A 21,679-nucleotide genomic window follows, 5' to 3' on the forward strand; every position below is an offset into this window, starting at 1 on the left:
AGGTCGATAGTCCGGCGTGACCGTAAGCTGGGAGCGCGGGGTGCCGGAGTGGTGCTACCGGATCCCCGCGCTCCTGCTACCACTTCGTTCCACGCGTGCTACCGAATGCCGCTTCCCTACAAGGGGTCGGACTCTGTCTCGGTTTCGGACGAAAACGAACCGGGTAGTTCCTCTTTGCATCATTTACGATTTCCGGGAGTGAACTGCGAGAAGCGCCGGGGTGCAGTTGTATGCGACCAAATGCTGGGGCAATAAATGTTCCTGCAAGCAAGCCAGGAGCTCCAATTGCTATTTCAACTATGATTTTGTCAATCATTTCTCGTTTGCCTCACCTTCGGTTTGTTCAGGACGAGTCCGCGGGCGAACGATAAAGTCCCCGAATTTTTGGAGCAAAATCCCAGTGGTGAACCAAACGAAAGCGAATACTATCGAGATTATATTGTTCGAAACGAAATTTAATAAGTCTTCTTGGAGCATGGTTTGCCTGACGTTAACCGTGTGAACAGCGATGACTTCCTGTGGGCTAGCCTATAGCAACGTGCCCTGAGGTGTGCAAAATCGACTGACTGGAGCTGAAGGAAGTTGCTGCCGATACGGTTTCGGCAGACCATTTATAGTCTTAGGCATTGAAGTTGAGTGAGCAGGCTGATGCGTTCACTGGTGGACTACGTAAGTGCGCTGGGTTGTTTCACTCGCAATTGCGAGTTGCTGAGTCCAACGAGTCGAGCTTATGCGTCGCTAGGTTGGTGTCGTAGTGATTTCTGAGGTTGAAGCTCAGTCCCGCTCAATCGTGAGCACGCGGAAGCCCTTTGACGATCCCGTCCGGGTAACCGAATAGCCGTCGCCGAGCATCCCGGCGATCCACTTCTGCAGGGAATCGGCGCCGAGGTTCTTCGACACGACGAGATCGGCGCGGCCGCCCGGCGCCAGACGCGGCAGCCAGGTCTCCAAGAGTTCGTGCAGCGCTTCCTTGCCGATGCGGATCGGCGGATTCGACCGGATCGCGGCGAACTGCAGGTCGGCGGGAACATCAGCGGCGGTGACGGTGTTGATCGTATCGAGACCCAGTCTGCGCGCATTCGCCGCGGTGGTCTCCAGGGACCGGGAGTTGACGTCGAGTGCCCACACTCGAACATCCACCTCGGCGTCCTGGGCATCCAAGGCCGTGTGCAGGGCGATCGGCCCCCAACCGCAGCCGAGATCGAGGATATCGCCGGCCGGCGGCTCAGCCAGATGCCGCAGCAGCACAGCGGTGCCGAGGTCGAGGCGAGTGGGCGAGAACGTGCCGGATACGGTTTCGACGGTGACGGCGCGGCCGGCCAGATCGAGGTTGAGTACCCGCGACTTGGCCTCGCTGCTCGGCGATTCGGTGAAATAGTGCTCTGACACCGTTTCAGTCTAGACGGCTGTGGGAGAATTGATGGACACCACCGTCGGTGCGAATCGCCTGGACCGGTGGCAAGCATGACGACGTCCGCACGAGAAGTTCCGTGCGGGCGGCAGAGAACAAAGGAATGAATGACGTCTGAAGACAAGGAGCGTCGCAACGCGATGCTCGATCGTGTGCTCTCCCGAGGCGCCCAAGCCCTCGATGATCACGACACCACCCAGGGCGATGACCAGTTCGACCTCGCCGAGCGTGCCGCCCTCACCCGCGTCGCCGGACTCTCCACCGAGCTCGAAGACATCACCGAGGTCGAATACCGTCAGGTCCGCCTCGAACGCGTCGTCCTCGCCGGTATCTGGAACACCACCCAGGCCGAAGCCGAGAACTCGATCCGCGAACTCGCCGCACTCGCCGAAACCGCCGGCTCCGAGGTCCTCGATGCGCTCATCCAACGTCGCGACAAGCCGGACCCCGGCACCTACCTCGGCAAAGGCAAAGCAGCCGAGCTCGCCGAGGTCGTCGCCTCCGTCGGCGCCGACACCGTGATCATCGACTCCGAACTCGCCCCCAGCCAGAGGCGCGGACTCGAGGACGTCATCAAGGTCAAGGTCGTCGACCGCGTCGCGCTCATCCTCGACATCTTCGCCCAGCACGCGAAATCCCGCGAAGGCAAGGCCCAGGTCGAACTCGCCCAACTCGAATACCTGCTGCCGCGACTGCGCGGTTGGGGTGAATCGCTGTCCCGGCAGGCCGGCGGCCGCGTCGCCGGCGGTGCCGGAATCGGCTCCCGCGGACCCGGTGAGACGAAGATCGAACTCGACCGTCGCCGCATCCGTACGCGCATGTCGAAGCTGCGCCGCGAGATCAACGCCATGGCGCCCTCGCGGGAGACGAAGCGGAAGAACCGCGCCCGCCACCACGTGCCCTCGGTCGCGATCGTCGGCTACACGAACGCTGGCAAGTCCTCCCTGCTCAACCTGCTCACCGACGCCGAGGTGATGGTGCAGAACGCCCTGTTCGCCACCCTCGACCCGACCGTCCGGCAGGCCAAGACAGCCGACGGCCTCGTCTTCACCTACACGGACACCGTCGGGTTCGTCCGCAACCTGCCCCACCAGCTCGTCGAGGCCTTCCGCTCGACCCTGGAGGAAGCCGCCGGTTCGGATCTGCTCCTTCACGTCGTCGATGCGTCCCACCCGGATCCGCACGGACAGATCCAGGCCGTGCGCGACGTCCTGGGAGACGTCGAGACCGGAGACATCCCCGAACTCCTCGTGTTCAACAAGGCAGATATCGCCGAGGAGGCCGTGATCACCGGTCTGAGAGCGGAGTATCCCGACGCCCAGTTCGTCTCCGCCGTCTCGAAGGAAGGAATCGATGACCTCATCGAGGCCATCGAGGACCGCCTTCCCGTCCCGGACATCGACATGACCGTGCTCATTCCCTATGAACGCGGTGACCTCGTGTCGAAGATCTACGCCCTCGGCACGGTCGAACACGAATCGCACGGCACGGAGGGCACCAGTCTGCAGGCCAAGGTGCCGACCGAGCTCGTCGACGAACTGCGCGAATTCCAACGTCCGGACCTGGTCATCGACGAGTGAAGGCAGTCGAAAACCTCCTCGAATCCGCTGTCGGCGCCATCGGCGGATCGCCACGCGAGGGTCAGCAGGAGATGGCGCAGGCGGTCGCCTCATCGCTGGACAAGGGAATCCATCTGCTCGTGCAGGCAGGAACCGGCACAGGCAAGTCTTTGGCCTACCTGGTGCCGGCGGCCGAGTACGTCACCCGCACCGGCGGGAAGGTCGTCGTGTCAACGGCGACCCTGGCCCTGCAGACGCAGATCATCCACCGCGACCTGCCCCGGCTGTTCAAGGCCGTGAAGAAGGACCTCGATCCGCTTCCCCAGGCGGCACTGCTCAAGGGGCGCCGGAACTATGTGTGCAAGCACAAGCTCGCCGGCGGGTACCCCGACGAGGGCGAGGGCATGCTCTTCGACCTCGGTGCCGACGCCGAGGCGGGACGCAAACCCACCGAACGCTCCGGCCTGGGGGAGGAGATCCAGCGGATCCGCACCTGGGAGAAGACCACCGACACCGGCGACCGGGACGACCTCCTGCCCGGCGTCAGCGATCGTGCCTGGTCGCAGGTGTCCGTCAACGCCTTCGACTGCCTCGGCTCGAACTGTCCGCTGTTCACCGAATGCTTCGCCGAGCTCGCCCGGAACAAAGCCGCCGAAGCCGATATCGTCGTGACGAACCACGCCCTGCTGGCCATCGACGCCTTCGGGGAATCGAACGTGCTGCCCGAACACGATGTCATCATCATCGACGAGGCCCACGAACTCAAGGACCGGGTGACCAGCGCCCTGTCCGGGCAGATCAACACGAGCATGCTTTCGGCCGCGACGAGTTCCGTACGCAAACACACCACCGTCCAGGACGGCGTCGTGTCTCTGCTCGACTCCGCCGCGGCGGCACTCGAACGTGCGCAGACCTCGGTTCCCGAAGGGCTCATCCTGCATATGAGCGAGGCGCTCGGACTGGCCCTGGCACAGATCCGCGACTCCGCCCGCCAGATCATCAACGACATCGGCGGCAAGACCGAGGACGCCGATGCTGGCCGGCAGATGGCCAAGGCGCGCTGCCAGGAGATCTTCGAACTCGCCGAACGCTTCTGCGATCCGGGTAAGAACGACGTCATCTGGCTCTCACGCTCGACCTTCCGCGAGAAGGAGACGACGAATCTCGTCGTCGCGCCCTTGAGCGTGGCCGGCACCATGCGCAATGGCATCTTCGAAGAATCCACGGTCGTGGCCACCTCGGCGACCCTGTCCCTCGGTGGGAACTTCGACGCGGTGGCAGCCTCGTTGGGACTTTTCGGACCCGAGGCGCCGAAATGGGACAGCCTCGATGTCGGATCTCCCTTCGACTACGGCAAGCAGGGAATCCTCTATGTCGCCTCCCACCTGCCCAAACCCGCACGCAGCGGACTGAGCGAAGAAGCGCTGACCGAACTCGAGGAACTCGTCGAATCCTCGAACGGCGGGGCACTGGGCCTGTTCTCCTCCCGGGCGGCGGCCAACTCGGCAGCCGAACACCTGCGGGAGAAATTCGATTTCCCGATCCTGCTCCAAGGCGATGACGGCCTGCCGGCGCTGGTCTCCCAGTTCACCGCCGATGACCAGACCTGCCTGTTCGGGACCATGTCTCTGTGGCAGGGAGTGGATGTGCCGGGACGGACGAACCGCCTGGTCATCATCGACCGTCTGCCGTTCCCACGTCCCGACGACCCGCTCATGCAGGCGCGGGCACGCGATGCCGACCAACGGGGAGTCAACGGATTCATGGCGGTGTCGGCCACGCATGCCGCCCTGCGCCTGGCTCAGGGAGCCGGACGCCTCATCCGGTCGACCAAGGACAGGGGAGTGGTGGCCGTGCTCGACTCGCGGCTGCGCTCTGCCCGGTATGCCGGGTTTCTCGTCAACTCGATGCCGCGGATGTGGCCGACGACGAATTCCGGCCTCGTCCGCAAGAGCCTGGCACGGCTGGCCGAAACCGACGAAGGATGACACCCCAGCATGAGCACTTGCTTTGAGGTGGTAGTCCTCTGGACCTTAATGCCGTGGAAGGCTCGTTTGCCTAAGTCAAACAGTGGCGAGGGTTAGCGACGAAGTATGACAATCTCACCATCACCTTTCGAGCGATCGTCTTGATCAGAGCGATCTTGACATGGCTACGTCGATAAAGGAGGAATACTCTAATACCATCGTCTGTCGATAACTTCGACGGATTCGCCCAATTCGCGTTGAATTCGAGCCACAAGATCGTCGCCCTCGGCTTTGCTTTTTCGCTCGTTTTCTTCGTTATCCCATCCGGCGTCGACATCGTAATGGTGGTTCCAAAAGTCGGTCCACTGAAGAATGTCTCGGCCAAGGCTCTCAGAGAGTCCAAGATCATTCGGATATAGCAGAATTTTCTCAGAATCGCTGTCCCACAAGGGGGACCGGGCGTGATCAGGGAAAAATCGAATAGTTCGCTTCATTCTTTATTTGCCCTGCCTTTCGATGCATCACTTGATAAGGGTGCATTCAGTGTCTGTTGACGGTATCGCTGTCACGATCTTTTTATTGTTCTTTGAAACATAAATCGATGGCCAGTAATCGGCAATGTTTTTTCCATCGTCGTCTTGGTCATTGATATCTACTCCCGCGAGATCGTGGGCCACCGTGTCGGGGCGCGGGAGGTCGATATGTTGGCGGTGGAACTGTTCGTTGACGCTATCGCTCGGTTCGGGGTGCCGAAGTACGTTTATGCCGACTCGGGTGCTGCGATGACGGCGAATGCGTTGACGGATGCGTTGACAGTTCGTGGCTTGTGACTCAAACCAGCTAGATATCGCGCGATTTCAGATCTTTCGCCACAGCTGACGCCTCAATCTTCGGCCGTACGCGGGGACGGATGCCTCAAGCCTCCGACATGCAGGGGATTCTGATCAGAGGCGGCGGATGACGGCGACGACGAGGCCCATGATCTGCGCGTAGGTGCCGTCGATGGGTTCGTAGTTCTCGTTCTGCGGCATCAGCCACTGTTGACCGGCCTTGCGCTTGAGGGTCTTCACCGTGGCCTCGCCGTCGAGGAGGGCGGCGACGATCTGACCGTTGTCAGCTGTGTGCTGCTTGCGCACGACCACCCAGTCGTCGTGGCAGATGGCGGCTTCGATCATCGAATCGCCGACGACCTTGAGCAGGAACATCTCACCGGAGCCGACGACCTGGGTCGGCAGGGAGAAGACGTCGTCGACTTCCTGTTCGGCCAGGATCGGGCCACCGGCGGCGATGCGTCCGACGACCGGCACCTGCACGGTGTTGTTGGCCAGCTCCTCGTACTTCGCGCGCTCGGCCTCTTCCTCTTCGAACGGATTGACCACTTCGATGGCTCGCGGGCGCTTCGGGTCGCGGCGGACATAGCCGAGGCGTTCGAGCTGCGAGAGCTGGTGGGCGACGCTGGAGAGGGAGGCCAGCCCGGCGGCCTTGCCGATCTCGCGCATGCTCGGCGGGTAGCCGTTGGTCACGACCGCACGTTCGATGGTCTCGAGCACGAGACGCTGACGGGGAGTGAGGCGGAAGTCGCCCTCACCGGATGACCCCTCAGGGATCTGGACGACGTCGTCATCGGTGCGAGCGGCAGCGATCTCGCTGGCAACATCTTCGTTGCGAGGCCTGCCTCTGCCTCGTTTGTTCTGAACCATTGCTCGTTCCCCTTCGTTCTATTCCCTGCCGCTGAACGCCGTGATCTCCGCTTCGGAAATTCTCGTGTCAGTGCCGACTGAGATGGTTCTGACAGATCAATCAACAACGCTGGTTCCCTCTCATTGTCGCATAGATGTTCGAGTTGGACTGGACATTTGTTCGATTGGCATGTTGAATAGAACAGACGTTCTACCGATTGCTGGTGGAATCGTACGAATGAAAGAGGTAATGCGATGTCTGCACAGAACACCGAGCTGCACCTGACCCCTCGTGGACGCCAGGCTGTGCGCCTTCTCCGGACCCTGCTCGTCGCTCTCGTCGTCATCGGCGGGGCGGTCCTCCTCGCCACCCAGTCGTTCTCGGCAGCTGCTGTCGCCGAATCGGAGACGGAGAGCATCGGCATCGACGCCGAGGCGGTCGTCGTCGGTGAGGGTGAATCGCTGTGGACCGTGGCTTCGAATCTCGGCATCGACCGCGACACCCGCGATGTCGTTGCCGATATCGTCGAGATCAACCACCTGGACACACCGACGGTTCACCCCGGACAGACCCTCGACGTCCCCGTCCGCTGAGGCCGAACCCTGCTCGACCGGCAGGGGCCGGCCCGACCGGCAGCGCGCTGACCCGTTCGATCGGATGAGCCGACCGGCCGATCTCGATGCCCGACCCGCCGCCCGGGCGGCGGGGGCCTCTCGGTAGAATGATCGCCGTGGGAAACATCGACTCTCTGCCAGTGCGTTCAGACCTCGTCGGCCTCAAGCCGTACGGGGCTCCGCACCTCAATGTGCCGGTCCAGCTCAACGTCAACGAGAACGCCTATCCGCTTCCGGACGTCGTCGTCGAGAGCATGCGCGCAGCCGTCGACGATCACTTCGCCGGACTCAATCGATATCCCGATCGCGAATTCACCGCACTGCGCGAACACCTCGTCACCTATCTGGACGGTGTGAACGAACGCGCCGGAGACTCCGTCGACCTCGATCCCTCCATGATCTGGGCCGCCAACGGCTCGAACGAAGTGCTCAGCCATATCGTCCAGGCTTTCGGTGGGCCGGGCCGTACCGTCTTAGGCTTCACCCCCTCGTATTCGATGCACCCGCTCATCACCACGGGCACGGGTGCCGAATGGCAGCACGTCGAACGCAAGGACGACTTCACCCTCGATGCCGAGACGGTCGCCGCCGAGGTGGCTCGTGCGAATCCGGACATCGTATTCCTGTGTACCCCGAACAATCCGACCGGGACCTCGATCGGCCTCGACGTCATCGAAGCCGCCTACGACAACTGCGCAGGGATAGTCATCGTCGACGAGGCGTATGCGGAGTTCTCTCGCCCCGCCAAGTCTTCGGCGATGACTCTGCTTGAGGGCCGGCCCCGCCTCGTCGTCTCCCGCACCATGAGCAAGGCCTTCGCCTGTGCCGGCCTGCGCTTGGGCTACGCCATCGCCGCACCCGAGCTCATCGACGTCCTCAGTCTCGTCCGCCTGCCTTACCACCTGTCCGAGGTCACCCAGGTGCTGGCCTGCACGGCACTCGAACATGCCGAACTGCTGCTGGGCAATGTCGACCGTCTCATCGACTCGCGCAACCGGATTTCCAGCCACCTCGCCGAGGCGGGCTTCACCGTCCACGACAGCGATTCGAACTTCGTCCTCTTCGGCAACATCGCCTCACCGGCCGAGCTGTGGCAGAAGCTGCTCGACCGCGGAGTCCTCATCCGCGATATCGGCATCACCGGCCACGCCCGCGTCAACGCCGGCACCGAGGCAGAGACCGAAGCGTTCCTGACCGCCATCGACGACATCCTCGCCGAATCACCGGATGTGCTCGCAGACCGTCCGCAGTCTCCGACCCCGTCATCAGCCGCCCCGACGAAAGGCACTCCATGAGGCAGGCCCAGAACTCACGCACCACGTCCGAGTCCACGGTGTCCGTGTCCGTCAACCTCGACGGCACCGGAACTTCGAACATCTCGACTTCCGTGCCGTTCTTCGACCATATGCTCACCGCCCTGTCGAAGCACTCGATGATCGACCTCGACATCACCGCCACCGGTGACACGCACATCGACGTCCACCACACCGTCGAGGACACCTCGATCGTGCTCGGCCAGACCCTGCGCGAGGCTCTCGGCGACAAAGTCGGCATCCGCCGCTACGGCTTCGCCGCCGTGCCGCTGGACGAGGCATTGGCCCAGTGCGTCGTCGACGTCTCCGGTCGCCCCTACTTCGTCCACGAAGGCGAGCCCGAAGGTCAGCAGTACCACCTCATCGGCGGCCACTTCACCGGGTCGATGACCTCCCACTCGCTGGAATCGATCGCCTTCAACGGCGGACTGACCGTCCACCTCGACCTGGTGCGCGGTCGCGACCCGCACCACATCGTCGAAGCCGAGTTCAAGGCCTTCGCCCGCGCGCTGCGCGAGGCCGTCGAAACCGATCCGCGCAGCAACTCCGTTCCCAGCACCAAGGGAGTCCTGTGAGCACGACCGTCATCGTGACCCCGTTCGGGGTCGCCCAGCAGTTGGCCGCCGCCTGCGTGCTGTCGAACATCTCCGGCACCATCGTGCCGATCGGCGAGTTCAGCGGAATCGTGCTCGCCGACACGGATGTCAAAGCCGGCAACGAGGCGGCCGCGGCGATCTCCAAGCTCGCGGGCAAACACGAGGTCCTCCTCCTCGTGCGCAGCGAAGAGCAGATCGACGCCGGCCACTTCCGTCACGGTGCCCGCGAATCCGATGTGCCGGCCGGGCTGGCGCTGAAGAACCTGCCCGATGTGCTCGAAGGTCTCCTGCTCGAAACCGTTGCCGCAGAGGACGTCGAGGGCAATATACCGACCTCGTCCATGACGAAGCTGCAGGCCAGCGCGGCCACGATGAGCCCTGGCCGGGCCGCCATGGCACGCACGGCGCTGCTGTGGATCATCGCCGCCGTGCTCGCGGGTCTCGTCATGGCCTTCGGCATCGCCCTGGCTCTGGGCGGGAACACCATCGCCTGGGTCGTCGCCGCACTCGGTGCCATCGTCCTCGGGTTCTCCCTGTGGAGGATCTGGTCGGTGCTGAGCAAGGGGGCGAAGCGATGACGACTGTGGCCGTCCTCGACTACGGTGCCGGAAACGTCCGCTCCGCCGTGCGTGCGGTCGCCGCAGCCGGTGCCGAGGTCACGCTCACGGCTGATCACGATGTCATCAACGACTCCGACGGACTGCTGGTCCCCGGCGTCGGCGCATTTTCGGCCGTGATGGCCGGACTGGAGAACGTCGGGGGAGTCGACCTCATCCGGGCACGTCACGAACAGGGGCGACCGCTGCTCGGCATCTGCGTCGGCCTCCAGGTGTTCTTCGCCCGCGGCGTCGAACACGGAGTCAAGACCGAGGGCATCGGTCTGTGGCCCGGAGCCGTCACCGGCCTCGAAGCGCCGGTCATCCCGCATATGGGATGGTCGAAGGTCAACGCTCCAGCAGACTCGGCCATGTTCGCCGGCATCGGTGACGAGCGCTTCTACTTCGTCCACTCCTACGCCGCGACCGAGCCGCCGGCGAACGCAACGGTGACGACTGCCCGCCACGGCAATGACTTCATCGCCGCTGTCGAAGACGGAACCACCTGGGCAGCACAGTTCCATCCCGAGAAATCCGCCGAGGCGGGCGCCAGGCTCCTGCGCAACTGGCTCGCCTCGTTCGCCGCCGACAGCAGTCCGGGCAGCGGTTCGGGCAGCACCGGCACCAACTCCACAGACTCACTCAGCTCCTGACCGAGCACACCGACTATGGTCGCCTCAAACCCCGTGGCACCCTGGCAGAAAGGTCACAATGACAGACAGTTCGAACAAGCTGGTCCTCCTCCCCGCCGTTGACGTCGCCGACGGCAAGGCCGTCCGCCTCGTCCAGGGCGAAGCCGGAACCGAAACCGACTACGGTTCACCCATCGACGCCGCTCAGGACTTCGAGAGCCGCGGCGCCGAATGGATCCACCTCGTCGACCTCGATGCCGCTTTCGGACGCGGATCGAACTCGGATCTGCTCAACCAGGTCGTCAAGGCCGTGGGGATCAAGGTCGAACTCTCCGGTGGCATCCGTGACACCGAAAGCCTCGAACGCGCACTGGACACCGGAGCCGAGCGCGTCAACATCGGCACCGCCGCACTGGAGAACCCCGAGTGGACGGCCGAGATGATCTCGCGCTTCGGCGATCAGGTCGCCATCGGCCTCGATGTGCGCGGAACCACCTTGGCCGCCCGCGGTTGGACGAAGGACGGCGGCGACCTCTACGAAGTTCTCGCCACCCTGGAAGCCGCAGGCTGCTCCCGCTACGTCGTCACCGATGTGCGCAAGGACGGTACCCTGCAGGGTCCCAATGTCGACCTGCTCAAGGACCTCGCGCAGAAGACGGACTCTCCGATCGTCGCCTCCGGCGGAGTCTCGAGCCTCGACGACCTGCGAGCCCTCCGTGAGCTCGTGCCCTTCGGCGTCGACTCGGCGATCGTGGGCAAGGCACTCTACGCCGGCAAGTTCACTCTGGAAGAAGCCCTCGACGTCGCAGGACGGTGAGTCAGTGAGCACGCACTCACACGATCCGGGCCAGTCGCATGGGCCCGGCGATCCCCGGTCCGCCGCGTCTGATGCCCAGGCAGGCGACGCCCACGCCCCGACGGATTCCGCCGGACAGGCGTGGGAGGGCCGGGATCTCAAACCCAACCCGTTCTCCGGGGACACCGGGCTGGCGGATGCAGCCCTGCTGGAGGCCCTGACCCAGGTCGCTCAGACACCCCTGGATTCGTCCGCACACCAGCAGGTCGTCACGGCCCTGTCCGGGGCCAGGCTCTATGCCCCGATCGTGCCGATGGTCGTCGATCACGAGGTCGGAGAGAACGGTCTCATGGCCGACAACTCCTCGGAGATGGCGATGGTCCGCCTCCAAGCCGAGGACGGCCGCGAGTGCACCCCCGGATTCTCCGGAATCCCACCGTTGACGGCGTGGCATTCCGACGCCCGTCCTGTCCCGATCGAGTCCGAACGGCTCGTCCTCGGGGCGATCGAGGCCGAATCCCAGCTCGTCGTCCTCGACCCCGGGGCCGAGTCCTCGTTCCTGCTGCGCCGCCCGGCCATGTTCGCGTTCGTGCAGTCCCAGCCCTGGACTCCGTCCTGGGCCGACGCCGAGGTGGCCCAGCGTCTGCGTGCCATCGCCGAGTCCTTCCCGTGGCTGGCTCGGATCGGTGTGAGCCCCGGCAGCAACAGTGTCCACCTCGGTGGGCCGGAGCTCGGCATCACACTCGGCGTCGAGTCCGAAGTGCCGCCGGAGGAAGTGCGCCGGTTCCAGGAAGCCGTCGCCAGTGACGAGGACCTCGTCGCGAAGATCGACTCTCTGGCCATCCGCCTCGTCGAAGGCTGACCGTTCCGGGCGTGTCAGATCGGCAGGGCACCTATGCTTGTGACCCATGAGCGAAATCCGTGACCTCGGCCACTCGACCGCACCGGACGACAGCTACCTCGACGAGATGGCCAGACAGACCCGGGCTCGGGCCGAGCAGGCCGCCGAGTGGGCCTCCGCTTTCACCGGAGCCCCGGAGACGAGCCGGTCCGGCATCGCCGCAGGCCTCGACGCCGCGGAAGGCGACCTTACGGGCCTGCTCCACACCATCCATGATCTCGCAGAGACAGCATTCGAAGAGTTCGATTCGGTCGCTGCGATCGCCTCGGTGCTGGAGAATCATGGAGTCGACGTCGAGACCGGCCTCTACGGTGTGAAGACCACGCTGCGGGCGACGACGGGATCCGGTCACGGTCGCACGATCGCGATCCTCGCCGAATACGATGCCCTGCCCGAGATCGGGCATGCGTGCGGACACAACATCATCGCCACCGCCGGAGTCGGTGCCTTCCTCGCCCTCCACGCCTTGCACGCGAAGGACCCCGACGCCGTGCCGGGCACCGTCGTGCTGCTGGGCACCCCGGCCGAAGAAGGCCATTCGGGCAAAGAGGTCATGGCCCGGGCCGGCGCCTTCGACGGCATCGACGCGGCCATCATGGTCCACGGCTACGGATACGACTGCGCCGACCAGGTGTGGCTGGGACGCCGCCTGCTCAAGGTCACATACTCAGGGGTCGCCGCCCACGCCTCGGCGCAGCCTTTCATGGGGCGCAACGCCCTCGACGCGGCGAACCTCTTCTACCAGGGGCTCGGCCTGATGCGGCAGCAGATGCCGCCGATCTCCCGCCTGCACGCGGTCATCACTGACGGCGGAACGAGGCCGTCGATCATCACCGAAACCGCCACCGTGCAGTGCTACGTCCGTTCGAAGTTCCCCGAGACGCTCAAAGAGCTCTCCGACCGGGTAGAGGACGCGGCAAAGGGTGCCGCGCTCATGACCGGCACCGGCGTCACCGTCGACTGGGACGAACACCCGCCGTCGCTGCCCGTGCGTACGAATTCGACGCTGACCGCCCGTTGGGCCGAACACGAACAGGCGCGCGGTCGCCAACCGCTTCCCGCCGGAGTGCTCGACGAATCGATTGCAGCGTCGACGGACTTCGGCAACGTCTCCTACCGGATTCCCGGCATCCATCCGCTCATCAAGACCGCCGACGCCGAGGTGGCCCTGCACACTCGTGAATTCGCTGCAGCCGCCAAGACCCCTGCAGCCGAAACCGCGGCGCTCGACGGGGCCTATGGTCTTGCGTGCACCGCCCTGGATTTCCTCGTCGACGATGCCCTCGCCGCCGAGGTCACCGAAGAATTCGCCCGCGACGGGGGAGCGATTGACGTCGAGCACTTCTTCGACTGAGATCGTCCCGCCGCACCCAGACCCGCGCCATCGAAGAGAAGGACCGCTCATGTCGACGACGACAGATGGGAAAGTCGGTTTCGGCCAGCGCACGCTGGACTGGATCGAACGCATCGGAAACAAGCTGCCCGAACCGTTCACGCTGTTCCTCGGGCTGTTCATCATCACCGGCCTCGTCTCCACGGCGATGGCCTTGGCTGATGTCACGGTCGCCATCCCCGGCGGCGACGAGACCATCGCGATCAAGGGACTGTTCACCGGGGAGGGCCTGTCGTGGCTGACCACGACCATGGGCGACAACTACATCGGATTCCCGCCCTTGGCCACGGTGCTGCCGATTCTGCTCGCCGTCGGTGTAGCCGAGAAGTCGGGAATGCTCGCCGCGGCCGTGCGCATCGCCTTCGGCAAGAGCCCGAAGTGGCTGCTGCCGTATGCCGTCGGCTTTGTCGGGGTGGTCGGGTCGATCATGGCCGACTCGGCGTTCGTCATCATCCCGCCGTTGGCTGCGCTCGTATTCAAAGCGGCAGGACGGCATCCGATGGCCGGGCTCATCGGCGGGTTCGCCGCCACCGGTGCCGGCTATTCGACCTCGATCGTCCCCACGAGCCTCGACGCTCTGTTCGCCGGGATCACCACCTCGGTGATGGAGACCCTGCCGAACACCGACTACACCGCGGTCAACCCGGTGTCGAACTACTACTTCAACATCGCCTCGTCGATCGTGTTGGCGATCATCGCCGGATTCATCATCGACCGGCTGATCGAACCGAACATGGTGCGCAAGGGAGTGCCCCGCGAATACGCGAACGCCTCGTCGAGCGGACTGGCCCGCGAATACCAGGCACCCGACAGCCCGTACGGAGACGCCTCGGCGAAAACGGATGGATCCTCTGAATCCTCGGACGATGATTCGCCCACAGAGATCAAGGCCGAACTCGAACCCGAGGAGAAGAAAGGGCTGATCTGGTCGGTCGTCTCGGGGCTCGTCCTCACCGCGGTCTTCCTCCTCGCTTTCCTCCTCCCCAATTCTCCTTGGCGGAACGAGGACGGCGGATTTCTCCCGGAGTCCCCACTGCTGTCGTCGATCGTGTTCATCGTCTTCGCCTACTTCATGCTCATGGGTGTCGTCTACGGCATTGTCGTGCACACCGTGAGGTCGATGAACGACCTGGTGAGAATGATGAGTCAGTCGATCATCGACATGATGTCGTTCCTCATTCTCGCGTTCATCCTCGGGCAGTTCATCGCCTTGTTCAACTGGACGGGCATCGGTTCGTGGATTGCCGTTGCAGGTGCGTCGGGGCTTGAGGCGATCGGGCTGACCGGGTTTGCCGCGGTCATCGGCTTCATGCTCCTGGCCAGTGTGCTCAACCTGTTCATCATCTCCGGATCGTCGATGTGGACACTCATGGCCGCCGTGTTCGTCCCGCTGTTCTCCCTGCTCGGCTACGAACCGGCGTTCATCCAGGCCGGGTTCCGCGTCGGTGACTCGGCCACTCAGGTCATCACCCCGCTCAACCCGTACATGATCGTCCTCCTCGGCCTCGTCCGCCGGTATGAGCCGAACGCCGGGCTGGGCACGGTCATCTCTCGGATGTTCCCGTTCGTCATCCCGTTCTGGCTGGCCTGGGCCGTGCTGCTGGGCATCTGGTTCGTCTTCGACCTGCCTCTGGGACCGGGCAACGGGATCCGACTGTGAGGTTCGATCGCCCATGGTGAGTCGAATCGGGGACCTTGTCGTCAAAACCCCGGACCCGGCTCGGCTGAGCGGATTCTGGTGCGAAGCACTGGGATACGAGGTGACGGCCACTGACGAAACCGGTGTCGCGATCTCCGGAGCGTCGAATGCGCCGACTATTCTCTTCGAGCGTTCAAGTGATTCGTTTGGGGACAACAGTCTGCATCTCGACCTCTGTCCGACTGACCGCAGCCAGGCGGACGAGCTCGAAAGACTTATGGCTTTGGGTGCGACGAAGACTGATGTCGTGCCGTCAGGAAGCTGGCATGTTCTCGCGGATCCGGACGGCAATAAGTTCTGTCTCATGGCGAAGCGCATCCCCGCGGAGCCGGACGACTTCCATGACTGAGTCCCAACCCAATCGGTGACAGAAGCAGCAAACGACCATGCAGTTCTGCGGATTACTGTCGGAATTCCGCGGTCAGAGGTCGTTCGCGACCTTTATGCCTCCGAGCATCTGCCGTACGCCTTCGCGCCAGTCGGTCGTGCCGACTGTTTGGGCCAAATCGCTGGAGGCGATGACGCAGGGTTCGTACCAGATCGGTGCCAACTGGTTGAGCTCATAGAAGGAGCGTTCGAAAGCACCGACGGCACGGGTCGTCCAGCGTGGCACCGATACCGGACGCTTGTGTTTCTTCCCCAAGAGGTCAGCGGTGAAGTCGGCGATCTCGGCCAGTGTCGGATTTGATGCCGGTGCGATCCGCAGCTGATGCGTCCCCGCGGTGACAGACTTCAGGTCCTCTGCCGCCTGGATCATTGCGGCGGCGTGGTCGGCGATGACAGTGATTCCATGTGGGACGTCTGTCCGTGCCGGCACCATGGACCGACGCCCGGCGGAAATCGGTTCAGTGATGCACATCCGCACGACCGACGACCACTTTTCTGCGGTTCTGCCGAGCAGGTCCCCGGCGACGACGCTCGCACTGGTCGCTGCGTGAGCCTCACGGGCTTCGATGAGTCGCTGCCGAATTCGTCCCTTTTCCTCCACCGGAGCGAATGGTGAGGTTTCGATGATCGGGGCGTCGAGTCCGGCGAAGGCATAGACCGACTCCGGGAAGACGACGGGGATGCCGAGGTCTGCGGCGGTGTCGAGAATCGCCGTATCGAGGCGGGGGAGGACCTGCTCCCATTTCCGACTGTCATAGGGAGCGTGTGCGCAGGCGAAGATCGCATCGACTCCCGCAGCGGCCTCGGCCAGCTGGGCGCGATCACTCGCATCGGCCTTGAGGTGGGTGGGAGTGCTGGATGGACCGCTGCCTGAGCGGGTGGCGATGCGGACATCTGTGCCTGACGCGATGAGCTGCGCCGCGATCTCCGACCCGATCTGACCATTGCCGATGACGAGTGCTGTTTTCATGACGGATCCTTTCTCGATCTCTCCACGCGGTAAACGAGAGCGGTGCTCTCGGAATTCAGCGTAGGCCGCATGCATCGACAATGCAAGAGCAGTGCTCACTGTTGTTATCTTTGCTCTCGGATCGTAGGGTGAAGTCATGACAGAGACGACTCCACGACAGCGAGCCCGAATCGAGACGGAAGCCCAGATCACCGCGATCGGCAACCGGATGGTCGACGACGACGGAGTCGACGGGCTGTCGCTGCGGGCGATCGCGCGAGAGCTCGGGGTCGTCTCCAGCGCGGTCTACCGCTATGTGAAGAGCCGTGATGAGCTGCTGACCATTCTCATCCGCGATGCCTTCACGCAGATCGCCGATGCCGTCGATGAAGCGCTGGCCGAGCATCGCAGTGTTGAGACCCTGGCGCTGACGATGCTTGACTGGTCGAGGAGCCATCCGAATCGGTGGGCGCTCATCTACGGCACCCCGATCGCCGGCTATGAGGCGCCCCGTGAGGAGACCGTGGTGCCGGGAACCCGAATCATGATCGCCTTGGCGTCCTTGGTGGCGGAGTCAACGACCGACACCGAGGCGGCCAACGGAGCTGGCTCGGCTCAGGGTGCGCAGAGTTCCGAAGTTCAGGAGCTGAGCGCGACGCTCGAGCCGCTGCGGCGAGGTCTCGACGAACTCGGACTCGACTACGACGACTCCGTGATCCTGGAGACCATCACGATCTGGGTTGCTGTCATCGGGCTGATCAACGGTCTGCGGTTCGGCCAATTCGGGCCGGGTTTCGGCGACGTTGAAGACGATCTCATGTCTGGAGTGGTCGGCCGCCTCGGCGCGTGACCCGCGGGGCGGGGTGGGGATCGGCGGCGGATCGATGAATGCGAGTGCAACTGAATGGTTGCACTTTGGCGGGGTGCGAGATAGAGTCGTCGGCAACGCGGCCCAGTGCCGATCTCACCGACGAGAGGAACCATTGTGACCGAGGACGACGTACCCATCGCTGCGGATGATGTGCCCGACGAGATCGTCCGCAGCATCCACATCGACGCCGACGCGCAAACGGTGTGGGACATCATCAGCGAGCCCGGCTGGTTCATCAATGACGGCGCCTACACCAACCATGACATCAGCTCTGAGGGTGGTGTCTCTCGGGTGGTTGACCCGAACGTCGGCGAATTCGCCATCGGTACGGAAGAGCTCGATCCGCCTCGTCGTGCGGTGTTCCGCTGGCTCGGCGGGACACCTGGGTCGTTGGAGGATTTTCCGAGCAACACCATCGAATTCACCATCGAGCCGGAAGGCCAGGGCGTCCTGCTCACCGTCCGTGAGAGTGGGTTCGCTCAGGTCAGCGACGATGTCGCCGAGCGACGACGGCGATTTGAGGAGAATGCCGAGGGTTGGGTCGAAGAGCTCGTGGTGGCGAGGGGACTCGCCGAGTCCGCGTGATGAGTTCTTCGGGCGATTCTGTACAGGACAGACTGCTGTCGGGTGAAGCGGATCTCGTCTTTAAGGCGCTAGCCGACCGCACGAGACGCCGCATCCTGGTTCGGCTGTCCCGGTCGCCCGACGACGCCGGCGCCGTGGCACGTGATCTCGGGCTGAGCCGACAGGCCGTGGCCAAGCAGCTGCGGATTCTCGAGAGCGGAGGAATCGTGAGTTCGACGACCCGATCATCCCGCCGCGTGCACTCGGTGAGTCCGTCGCAGATCCGCGAAGTATCCGATCTGCTCGGTATCGTCGCCCAAGGATGGGATCGCCGCCTCCGCGACGTCAAGGCGCAGGCAGAGCAAACAGGTGAGGATCCCTGATCCGTCCGACAGTGCTTCAAACCTCGACCGCACCTCATAGTCGATACGCTGCACCGGAGGTTCGGCGGACCCGGTGGGCGATCTTCCATGACTATCGACTGCACCATAGACGAAGGCGGCCACCGACGGGTAGTCGGGGGCCGCCTCGGCTAACGAGGATATGACAACGGCCCCCGATCGATGATCGAGGGCCGTTGCGTGAGCGGTCGGCGGGGGAGTTGTCAGCGGACGGGGCCGGTGAACTTCTCTCCGGGGCCTTCGCCGGGGGCGTCGGGGTATTCCGAAGCTTCGCGGAAGGCCAGCTGCAGGCTGCGCAGTCCATCGCGCAGCGGGCGGGCATGGTGGTCGCCGATGACGGTGGCGGCACCTGTGACGAAACCTGCCAGTGCGGTGATGAGCTTGCGGGCCTCGTCGAGGTCCTGGAGGTCGGCGCCGCGACCTTCGGCGGTGTCCTCGGCCAGGCCGCACTTGACGGCGGCGGCGGACATGAGGTGGACGGCGCTGGAGGTGATGACCTCGACAGCGGGGACCTCGGCGATGTCGCGCGTAACGTCGGCGATCGCCTCGGGGGGAACAGATTCTTCAGAACTCATGCCATAAGCTTGACATATAAATCAATGCGGCAATCACACCAGGGCTTCGATGTGCGAAGAGTCATGAAGCGTAGTACACTGGTAGCTGGTGCGAAGCGGAGTCTGTCTCCCACCTTGATCGCGAAGAGCGATCGGGTCCAAAGATCTGTCCGTCAGGCATAGTCTGATCGGGTGCAGATCGAGGTGTATTCACCGAACGTACGTCTACCGTACTGCTCGTGTGTGCAGGCTCCCTTGGCATGTGTCAACGGGAGCCTTTTTCGTTGTCACGACCACATTTGAGCAAAAGGAGTGAACACATCAGCGAGACGCGCATCAATGACCGGATTCGGGTTCCCGAGGTCCGGTTGGTCGGACCCAACGGTGAACAGGTCGGTATCGTTGCCATTCGCAAGGCACTCGATCTCGCCGGCGAAGCTGGCCTCGACCTCGTCGAGGTAGCCCCGCAGGCGAAGCCACCCGTAGCCAAGCTCATGGACTACGGAAAATTCAAATATGAATCTGCCCAGAAGGCCAGAGAAGCCCGGAAGAACCAGGCGAACACTGCGCTGAAGGAGATCCGCTTCCGTCTCAAGATCGACGAACACGATTACGAGACGAAGAAGGGCCACGTCACCCGCTTCCTCGAAGGCGGCGACAAGGTCAAGGTCATGATCATGTTCCGCGGACGTGAGCAGTCCCGTCCTGAGATGGGCATCAAGCTGCTCAACCGCTTGGCTGAGGATGTGTCCGACCTCGGCTCCGTCGAATCCTCACCGCGAGTCGACGGACGCAACATGGTGATGGTCATCGCCCCGCACAAGTCAAAGTCTGACGCCAAGGCGGAGGCTCGGAAAGCATCAGCAGATGCCAAGGGCAAGTCCGCTGAGGTGAAGTCCCGTCGCGATCGGGTCGCTGCAGAGAAGAACGCAGCTCGCCCGGACGCGTGAGAAATTAAGTACGTCGCGTTCCAGGTCCGTCCTGGTCTGTGCGTGTGAAGTAGTTGCCAGCGGTTGACGCGGGCAACGAATTGCAAAGGAGAACGGCACTATGCCGAAGCAGAAGACGAACAGCAGCGCCAAGAAGCGCATGCGCGTGACTGGCAGTGGCAAGATCATGCGTGAAGGCGTGAACAACCAGCACAAGTTCGAGGGCAAGAACTCGGCTCGTAAGCGCCGTGTGTCCACCGACCAGGAAATCGTCGGCGGCGACCGCGCCAAAGCCCGCAAGCTTCTGGGCAAGCTCAAGGGCAGGTGAGACCCCTTTCGGGTCTTTCTTTCCCGGACAGTCTCCGGGATCTCCGAGGGGCAGTCGAAAGCGGCTCCCATAGCTTGAACCAGAGTCCGGCATCGCCGGCAGATACGAACTTTCTAAAGGAGTAACACGTGGCACGTGTGAAGAGAGCGGTCAACGCTCACAAGAAGCGCCGGGTCATCCTCGACCGGGCAAGCGGCTACCGCGGACAGCGCTCGCGCCTGTACCGCAAGGCCAAGGAACAGGTCATCCACTCGCTGGTCTACAGCTACCGTGACCGTCGCAAGCGCAAGGGCGACTTCCGTCGTCTCTGGATCCAGCGCATCAACGCCGGCGCCCGCGCCAACGGTATGACCTACAACCGTTTCATCCAGGGCCTCAAGGCCGCTGGAGTCGAGGTCGACCGTCGCATGCTCGCCGAGCTCGCCGTGAACGACTCGGCCACCTTCGCGCACCTGGTCAAGGTCGCCAAGGATGCTCTTCCTGCTGACGTCAACGCAGCGAAGACCGACGCCGCCTGAGCAGCGTCTTATTCAGACTCCGGTCACTTAAGTGACTGACCGATCGCCTCGGTGATCGACGACGGCCCCGAACTGCAGGTTCGGGGCCGTCGGTCTTTCTGCTGGGGCCTGCCTGGTCCCCGTTTGAGCTACCGTCTCATCAGCACCCACTTCTTCCACTTCAGCATTCAACGGATCGAGAACACGGTTTCATGAAACTCCCTGACGTCATCTCCTCACCTCAGTCGAAGCGGATCAAGAACGCCGCGAAGCTGCTCAAGCGTCGTGATCGCAAGGCCACGGGGCAGTTCCTCGTCGAGGGTCCGCAGGCCGTCCGTGAGGCTTTGGCGCGCAAGGGCTCCGTCGTTGAGCTGTTCATCACCGAGGAGGCCGCTGAGGAGCATTCCTCGTTCTTCTCCACGGCCAAGCACGGGCGTATGCAGTGCAGCATCATCACTCCCGAGGTGCTCACCGAGCTCGCATCGACGGTGCATTCTCAAGGTGTCGTGGCCGTGTGCAGGGCGCTCGACGTGGAGCTGACCTCCGTGCTCGACAAGGAAGCGCAGCTCGTGGTCGTCCTGTCGCAAGTGCGCGATCCGGGCAATGCCGGCACGATCATTCGCCTGGCCGATGCTGCGGGCGCCGATGCCGTCGTGCTGACATCGTCGTCGGTGGATGTCTACAACGACAAGGTCGTGCGCTCGACTGCCGGTTCGCTCTTCCACATTCCCGTCGTCACCGGAGTCGGACTCTCCGAGGTGACCGAACTGGCCCGTGCCCGCGGCCTGCAGGTGCTCGCCGCCGATGCGAACGACGAAGCCCACGATCTTCACCACCCATGGGACACTGGGCTGGATCTCACCGCACGGACCGCCTGGGTCTTCGGCAACGAAGCGTGGGGGATGAGCGCTGGGGATCTGGAGCTGTGCGACTCATCCGTGGCAGTTCCGATCTACGGTTCGGCCGAGAGCCTCAACCTTGGCACCGCCGCCGGAGTCTGCATCTACGAGAGTGCCCGCAACCAGCGGATGTGAGGGGCTAC

Annotated in this window: 24 protein-coding genes; 20 read left to right on the plus strand and 4 right to left on the minus strand. The window is 63.5% G+C overall.

What is annotated here, in order from left to right; translation table 11 throughout:
• Positions 1 to 774: 774 nt before the first annotated feature.
• A complete protein-coding gene (locus tag HK353_RS13410) occupies positions 775 to 1,389 on the minus strand; it encodes a methyltransferase (protein ID WP_173156900.1) in 615 nt (204 codons plus the stop codon).
• Positions 1,390 to 1,518: 129 nt separating this feature from the next.
• Between HK353_RS13410 and hflX the strand changes: the two genes are divergently transcribed.
• From hflX to HK353_RS13425, 3 genes are all read left to right on the plus strand, one after another.
• Positions 1,519 to 2,991, plus strand: coding sequence for a GTPase HflX (gene hflX / locus HK353_RS13415; protein WP_173156902.1), 1,473 nt, complete (start codon positions 1,519 to 1,521; stop codon positions 2,989 to 2,991).
• Complete coding sequence (locus HK353_RS13420; protein ID WP_173156904.1) at positions 2,988 to 4,958, plus strand: helicase C-terminal domain-containing protein; 1,971 nt, start codon at positions 2,988 to 2,990, stop codon at positions 4,956 to 4,958. Before hflX ends, HK353_RS13420 begins: the two co-directional genes overlap by 4 nt.
• A gap of 617 nt (positions 4,959 to 5,575) precedes the next feature.
• Positions 5,576 to 5,767 carry a hypothetical protein gene (locus HK353_RS13425; protein ID WP_173156906.1) on the plus strand — a complete coding sequence of 64 codons (192 nt, stop codon included), beginning with the start codon at positions 5,576 to 5,578 and terminating at the stop codon, positions 5,765 to 5,767.
• Between the two features lie 114 nt (positions 5,768 to 5,881).
• On the opposite strand, the gene lexA is transcribed toward HK353_RS13425, so the two are convergent.
• Positions 5,882 to 6,637 (minus strand): transcriptional repressor LexA, encoded by a 756-nt coding sequence (gene lexA, locus HK353_RS13430; RefSeq protein ID WP_092012603.1) that lies wholly within the window; start codon positions 6,635 to 6,637, stop codon positions 5,882 to 5,884.
• A gap of 234 nt (positions 6,638 to 6,871) precedes the next feature.
• Here lexA and HK353_RS13435 point away from each other — a divergent pair, with 234 nt between their 5' ends.
• From HK353_RS13435 to HK353_RS13480, 10 genes are all read left to right on the plus strand, one after another.
• Positions 6,872 to 7,210 (plus strand): LysM peptidoglycan-binding domain-containing protein, encoded by a 339-nt coding sequence (locus HK353_RS13435; protein ID WP_101546893.1) that lies wholly within the window; start codon positions 6,872 to 6,874, stop codon positions 7,208 to 7,210.
• A gap of 137 nt (positions 7,211 to 7,347) precedes the next feature.
• Complete coding sequence (locus HK353_RS13440; protein WP_342589930.1) at positions 7,348 to 8,526, plus strand: histidinol-phosphate transaminase; 1,179 nt, start codon at positions 7,348 to 7,350, stop codon at positions 8,524 to 8,526.
• Entirely contained in the window at positions 8,523 to 9,119 is a 597-nt protein-coding gene (gene hisB, locus HK353_RS13445; RefSeq protein WP_062244078.1) for an imidazoleglycerol-phosphate dehydratase HisB, read from the plus strand. Before HK353_RS13440 ends, hisB begins: the two co-directional genes overlap by 4 nt.
• Positions 9,116 to 9,718 carry a hypothetical protein gene (locus tag HK353_RS13450; RefSeq protein WP_139470129.1) on the plus strand — a complete coding sequence of 201 codons (603 nt, stop codon included), beginning with the start codon at positions 9,116 to 9,118 and terminating at the stop codon, positions 9,716 to 9,718. Before hisB ends, HK353_RS13450 begins: the two co-directional genes overlap by 4 nt.
• Entirely contained in the window at positions 9,715 to 10,389 is a 675-nt protein-coding gene (gene hisH / locus HK353_RS13455; RefSeq protein WP_173156910.1) for an imidazole glycerol phosphate synthase subunit HisH, read from the plus strand. The genes HK353_RS13450 and hisH overlap by 4 nt, the downstream gene beginning before the upstream one ends.
• Positions 10,390 to 10,447: 58 nt before the next feature.
• Positions 10,448 to 11,185, plus strand: coding sequence for a bifunctional 1-(5-phosphoribosyl)-5-((5-phosphoribosylamino)methylideneamino)imidazole-4-carboxamide isomerase/phosphoribosylanthranilate isomerase PriA (gene priA, locus HK353_RS13460; protein ID WP_139470134.1), 738 nt, complete (start codon positions 10,448 to 10,450; stop codon positions 11,183 to 11,185).
• 4 nt (positions 11,186 to 11,189) lie between these two features.
• Positions 11,190 to 12,026: an SseB family protein gene (locus HK353_RS13465; RefSeq protein WP_173156912.1), complete on the plus strand. Its 837-nt coding sequence runs from the start codon at positions 11,190 to 11,192 to the stop codon at positions 12,024 to 12,026.
• A gap of 46 nt (positions 12,027 to 12,072) precedes the next feature.
• Entirely contained in the window at positions 12,073 to 13,419 is a 1,347-nt protein-coding gene (locus HK353_RS13470; RefSeq protein ID WP_173156914.1) for a M20 family metallopeptidase, read from the plus strand.
• A 49-nt stretch (positions 13,420 to 13,468) separates the two neighbouring features.
• Positions 13,469 to 15,118, plus strand: a complete 1,650-nt coding sequence (locus HK353_RS13475; protein WP_173156916.1) for an AbgT family transporter — start codon at positions 13,469 to 13,471, stop codon at positions 15,116 to 15,118.
• Between the two features lie 13 nt (positions 15,119 to 15,131).
• On the plus strand, positions 15,132 to 15,506 hold the full coding sequence (locus HK353_RS13480; RefSeq protein WP_173156918.1) for a VOC family protein: 375 nt from the start codon (positions 15,132 to 15,134) through the stop codon (positions 15,504 to 15,506).
• Positions 15,507 to 15,578: 72 nt separating this feature from the next.
• Here HK353_RS13480 and HK353_RS13485 read toward each other — a convergent pair whose 3' ends face one another.
• Complete coding sequence (locus tag HK353_RS13485) at positions 15,579 to 16,514, minus strand: NAD(P)H-binding protein (protein WP_173156920.1); 936 nt, start codon at positions 16,512 to 16,514, stop codon at positions 15,579 to 15,581.
• A gap of 136 nt (positions 16,515 to 16,650) precedes the next feature.
• Between HK353_RS13485 and HK353_RS13490 the strand changes: the two genes are divergently transcribed.
• From HK353_RS13490 to HK353_RS13500, 3 genes are all read left to right on the plus strand, one after another.
• Positions 16,651 to 17,343, plus strand: a complete 693-nt coding sequence (locus tag HK353_RS13490; protein ID WP_173156922.1) for a TetR/AcrR family transcriptional regulator — start codon at positions 16,651 to 16,653, stop codon at positions 17,341 to 17,343.
• Positions 17,344 to 17,478: 135 nt separating this feature from the next.
• Entirely contained in the window at positions 17,479 to 17,949 is a 471-nt protein-coding gene (locus HK353_RS13495) for an SRPBCC domain-containing protein (RefSeq protein WP_342589931.1), read from the plus strand.
• Entirely contained in the window at positions 17,949 to 18,311 is a 363-nt protein-coding gene (locus HK353_RS13500; RefSeq protein ID WP_173156924.1) for an ArsR/SmtB family transcription factor, read from the plus strand. The genes HK353_RS13495 and HK353_RS13500 overlap by 1 nt, the downstream gene beginning before the upstream one ends.
• Positions 18,312 to 18,532: 221 nt before the next feature.
• On the opposite strand, the gene HK353_RS13505 is transcribed toward HK353_RS13500, so the two are convergent.
• Positions 18,533 to 18,904: a DUF1844 domain-containing protein gene (locus tag HK353_RS13505; RefSeq protein ID WP_173156926.1), complete on the minus strand. Its 372-nt coding sequence runs from the start codon at positions 18,902 to 18,904 to the stop codon at positions 18,533 to 18,535.
• 278 nt (positions 18,905 to 19,182) lie between these two features.
• Between HK353_RS13505 and infC the strand changes: the two genes are divergently transcribed.
• The 4 genes from infC (at position 19,183) to HK353_RS13525 (ending at position 21,671) form a co-directional block, all read left to right on the plus strand.
• Positions 19,183 to 19,833 (plus strand): translation initiation factor IF-3, encoded by a 651-nt coding sequence (gene infC / locus HK353_RS13510; RefSeq protein WP_229664191.1) that lies wholly within the window; start codon positions 19,183 to 19,185, stop codon positions 19,831 to 19,833.
• Between the two features lie 100 nt (positions 19,834 to 19,933).
• Entirely contained in the window at positions 19,934 to 20,140 is a 207-nt protein-coding gene (gene rpmI, locus HK353_RS13515) for a 50S ribosomal protein L35 (protein ID WP_166823808.1), read from the plus strand.
• A 128-nt stretch (positions 20,141 to 20,268) separates the two neighbouring features.
• Complete coding sequence (gene rplT / locus HK353_RS13520; RefSeq protein WP_025779787.1) at positions 20,269 to 20,658, plus strand: 50S ribosomal protein L20; 390 nt, start codon at positions 20,269 to 20,271, stop codon at positions 20,656 to 20,658.
• A 191-nt stretch (positions 20,659 to 20,849) separates the two neighbouring features.
• Entirely contained in the window at positions 20,850 to 21,671 is an 822-nt protein-coding gene (locus tag HK353_RS13525) for a TrmH family RNA methyltransferase (RefSeq protein WP_173156928.1), read from the plus strand.
• Positions 21,672 to 21,679 lie beyond the last annotated feature (8 nt).

The sequence above is a fragment of the Brevibacterium permense genome (assembly GCF_013280495.1).
GTDB lineage: Bacteria > Actinomycetota > Actinomycetes > Actinomycetales > Brevibacteriaceae > Brevibacterium > Brevibacterium permense.

What these genes read in the sequence shown, in the direction of transcription:
- hflX (WP_173156902.1), top strand. Translation starts at nt 1,519, where the DNA reads ATGACGTCTGAAGACAAGGAGCGTCGCAACGCGATGCTCGATCGTGTG.
- lexA (WP_092012603.1), bottom strand. Translation starts at nt 6,637, where the DNA reads ATGGTTCAGAACAAACGAGGCAGAGGCAGGCCTCGCAACGAAGATGTT.
- HK353_RS13435 (WP_101546893.1), top strand. Translation starts at nt 6,872, where the DNA reads ATGTCTGCACAGAACACCGAGCTGCACCTGACCCCTCGTGGACGCCAG.
- hisB (WP_062244078.1), top strand. Translation starts at nt 8,523, where the DNA reads ATGAGGCAGGCCCAGAACTCACGCACCACGTCCGAGTCCACGGTGTCC.
- hisH (WP_173156910.1), top strand. Translation starts at nt 9,715, where the DNA reads ATGACGACTGTGGCCGTCCTCGACTACGGTGCCGGAAACGTCCGCTCC.
- priA (WP_139470134.1), top strand. Translation starts at nt 10,448, where the DNA reads ATGACAGACAGTTCGAACAAGCTGGTCCTCCTCCCCGCCGTTGACGTC.
- HK353_RS13470 (WP_173156914.1), top strand. Translation starts at nt 12,073, where the DNA reads ATGAGCGAAATCCGTGACCTCGGCCACTCGACCGCACCGGACGACAGC.
- HK353_RS13475 (WP_173156916.1), top strand. Translation starts at nt 13,469, where the DNA reads ATGTCGACGACGACAGATGGGAAAGTCGGTTTCGGCCAGCGCACGCTG.
- HK353_RS13480 (WP_173156918.1), top strand. Translation starts at nt 15,132, where the DNA reads ATGGTGAGTCGAATCGGGGACCTTGTCGTCAAAACCCCGGACCCGGCT.
- HK353_RS13485 (WP_173156920.1), bottom strand. Translation starts at nt 16,514, where the DNA reads ATGAAAACAGCACTCGTCATCGGCAATGGTCAGATCGGGTCGGAGATC.
- HK353_RS13490 (WP_173156922.1), top strand. Translation starts at nt 16,651, where the DNA reads ATGACAGAGACGACTCCACGACAGCGAGCCCGAATCGAGACGGAAGCC.
- HK353_RS13500 (WP_173156924.1), top strand. Translation starts at nt 17,949, where the DNA reads ATGAGTTCTTCGGGCGATTCTGTACAGGACAGACTGCTGTCGGGTGAA.
- HK353_RS13505 (WP_173156926.1), bottom strand. Translation starts at nt 18,904, where the DNA reads ATGAGTTCTGAAGAATCTGTTCCCCCCGAGGCGATCGCCGACGTTACG.
- rpmI (WP_166823808.1), top strand. Translation starts at nt 19,934, where the DNA reads ATGCCGAAGCAGAAGACGAACAGCAGCGCCAAGAAGCGCATGCGCGTG.
- HK353_RS13525 (WP_173156928.1), top strand. Translation starts at nt 20,850, where the DNA reads ATGAAACTCCCTGACGTCATCTCCTCACCTCAGTCGAAGCGGATCAAG.